The sequence below is a fragment of the Bradyrhizobium sp. SHOUNA76 genome (assembly GCF_023006445.1).
Classification (GTDB): Bacteria; Pseudomonadota; Alphaproteobacteria; order Rhizobiales; family Xanthobacteraceae; genus Bradyrhizobium.
The window spans coordinates 1-2,959 of record NZ_JALBHA010000649.1 but is presented as its reverse complement, the minus strand read 5'-3'; the positions used below and the strand labels follow the sequence as shown (position 1 = coordinate 2,959).

Annotated in this window: 2 protein-coding genes and 2 pseudogenes; all 4 read left to right on the top strand. The window is 64.3% G+C overall.

Going from position 1 to position 2,959, the window contains the following annotated elements:
* Positions 1-82 precede the first annotated feature (82 nt).
* A pseudogene (pgk, locus tag MOV74_RS35040) lies at positions 83-352 on the top strand (phosphoglycerate kinase); the annotation flags it as partial.
* 58 nt (positions 353-410) lie between these two features.
* Complete coding sequence (fba, locus tag MOV74_RS35035; protein WP_211415912.1) at positions 411-1,478, top strand: class II fructose-bisphosphate aldolase; 1,068 nt, start codon at positions 411-413, stop codon at positions 1,476-1,478.
* Positions 1,479-1,733: 255 nt separating this feature from the next.
* The gene (locus MOV74_RS35030) at positions 1,734-2,759 is read left to right on the top strand and encodes a class I fructose-bisphosphate aldolase (RefSeq protein WP_246931651.1); all 1,026 of its coding nucleotides are present in this window, start codon (positions 1,734-1,736) and stop codon (positions 2,757-2,759) included.
* 3 nt (positions 2,760-2,762) lie between these two features.
* A pseudogene (locus MOV74_RS35025) lies at positions 2,763-2,959 on the top strand (thiamine phosphate synthase); the annotation flags it as partial.

Genomic DNA, 2,959 nt, shown 5'->3' with positions numbered 1-2,959 from the left:
CCTCGCTCGGCTGCGCTGACGCTCGCTGACGACTGCGTGCGGCATCCGCGGCGTGGCGCCCCCCCCCCCCCCCCCCCCCCCCGACGCCGCGACGCTAGTCTGGAACGGACCGCTGGGCGCGTTCGAGATGCAGCCGTTCGACCGCGGCACGGTCGCGGCCGCCAAGCACGCTGCCGAGCGCACCAAGGCCAAGAAGCTGATCTCGATCGCGGGCGGCGGCGACACCGTCGCGGCGCTCAACCAGGCCGGCGTCGCCGGCAGTTTCACCTATGTCTCGACCGCCGGTGGCGCGTTCCTTGAATGGATGGAAGGCAAGCCCCTGCCCGGCGTTGAGGTGCTGCGCATCAAGTAAGCTTCAATCGGCAAACATTGAGCGGCCTTTGGAAGGCCCAAACGGGAGAAAAAGACAGATGGCTCGGATCACGTTACGTCAATTGCTCGACCACGCGGCGGAGAACGATTACGGCGTACCGGCCTTCAACATCAACAATATGGAGCAGGCGCTGGCGATCATGGACGCGGCCAACCAGGTCGACGCGCCCGTCATCATCCAGGCCTCGCGCGGTGCGCGCTCCTACGCCAACGACATCATGCTCAAGCACATGATGGACGCGGTCACCGAAATCTACCCGCACATTCCGGTCTGCGTTCATCTCGACCACGGCAACGAAGCGGCGACCTGCATGACCGCGATCCAGGCCGGCTTCACCTCCGTCATGATGGACGGCTCGCTGAAGGCCGACGGCAAGACCCCCGGCGACTGGGCCTACAATGTCGGCGTCACCAAGACCGTGACCGACATGGCCCATCTCGGCGGCATCTCGGTGGAGGGCGAGCTCGGCGTGCTCGGCTCGCTCGAAACCGGCATGGGCGACAAGGAAGATGGCCACGGCGCCGAAGGCAAGCTCAGCCACGACCAGCTCCTGACCAATCCGGACGAGGCTGTGAAGTTCGTCCAGGAGACCAAGGTCGACGCGCTCGCGATCGCGATGGGGACTTCGCACGGTGCCTACAAGTTCACCCGCAAGCCCGATGGCGACATCCTCGCCATGAACGTGATCGAGGAGATCCATCGCAAGCTGCCGAACATGCATCTCGTCATGCATGGTTCGTCCTCGGTGCCGCAGGACCTGCAGGAGATCATCAACGCCAATGGCGGCAAGATGAAGCCGACCTGGGGCGTGCCGGTGGCCGAGATCCAGCGCGGCATCAAGAACGGCGTGCGCAAGATCAACATCGACACCGATAACCGCATGGCGATGACCGGTCAGATCCGCAAAGTGCTCAAGGACAGCCCGGAAGAGTTCGATCCGCGCAAATATCTGAAGCCGGCGATGGAAGCCATGACCAAGCTGTGCAAGCAGCGGCTCCAGGAGTTCAACACCGCGGGGCAAGCCTCCAAGATCAAGCGGGTCCTGACCACCGCCGAAATGGCCAAGCGCTACGCCAAGGGCGAGCTCGACCCGAAGGTGGCTTGATCTTTCCCTCCCTCTCCCCGCTCTTCGCGGGGAGAGGGTTGGGGTGAGGGGCTCTCTCCGCGAGTTGTGCCCTATCGATAGACCTGTACCCCCTCACCCGGATCGCAAGGGCGATCCGACCTCTCCCCCGCAAGCGGGGCGAGGTAAAAGGCCAAACCTCCCCCCTTTACCCTGCGACGAACGTTAACTCGGCATTTGCCCGAGAACGGTCTATTTTCACGGTCAAGGGCAGAATCGTTTTGGGAGGACCTCTCGATGAATCTGACTGAGCTCAACAGGGTGGCGACCGCCATGGTCGCATCAGGCAAGGGTATCCTTGCCGCTGACGAATCCTCCGGCACCATCAAGAAGCGCTTTGACGCGATCGGCGTGGAATCGACCGAAGCCAACCGCCGCGACTATCGCGAGATGCTGTTCCGCTCCCAGGAGGCCATGAGCCAGTATATTTCCGGCGTGATCCTCTATGACGAGACGATCTGGCAGGACGCCAAGGACGGCACGCCGCTGGTCAGGCTGATCGAACAGAGCGGCGCCATTCCCGGCATCAAGGTGGACGAAGGCACGCAAGCCCTGCCGATGTGCCCGGGAGAACTCGTCACCGTCGGGCTCGACAAGCTCGCCGACCGGTTGAAGAAATACCATGAGCGCGGCGCCCGCTTTGCCAAATGGCGCGCGGTGATCGACATCGGCAGCGGGATTCCCTCGATGACGGCGATCAGCGTCAACGCCCACGCGCTGGCGCGCTATGCCGCGCTGTGCCAGGCCGCGCAGATCGTGCCGATCGTCGAGCCTGAGGTGCTGATGGACGGCGACCACGACATCGACCGCTGCTATGAGGTCACCCAACGCGTGCTCAACAAGACGTTTCAGGAATTGCGCGTGCAGCGCGTCGCTCTCGAAGGCATGGTGCTCAAACCCAACATGGCGATATCAGGCAAGAAGTGCGCAAAACAGGCCTCCGCGGAGGAGGTCGCGGAGAAGACAGTTCGGCTCCTGAAGGCCTGCGTGCCCGCGGCGGTGCCCGGCATCGCCTTCCTCTCCGGCGGCCAGTCGGACGAAGAGGCGACCGCCCATCTCAACGCCATGCACAAGCTCGGCCCACTGCCCTGGGGCCTGACTTTCTCCTACGGCCGCGCGCTCCAGGCCGCGCCGCAAAAGGCCTGGTCCGGCAAGGCCGAGAACGTCGCGGCCGGACAGAGCGCCTTCAGCCATCGCGCACGGATGAACGGCCTGGCCTCCAAGGGCGAATGGCAAAGCAGCCTGGAAAAGAAGGCGGCCTAGATCTTGTCGAACAAACCACCTCCGCCGCGCCCGGCGCCGCGTCTCTATCTCGCGACGCCTGTCGTCGATGATCCCGCTTCGCTTCTTGCCGAACTGCCCGGCCTGCTCGCCGCCGCCGACGTCGCGGCCGTGCTGCTGCGGCTGAAGGACACCGATCAGCGCACCATGATCACGCGCATCAAGGCCTTGGCGCCGCCGGT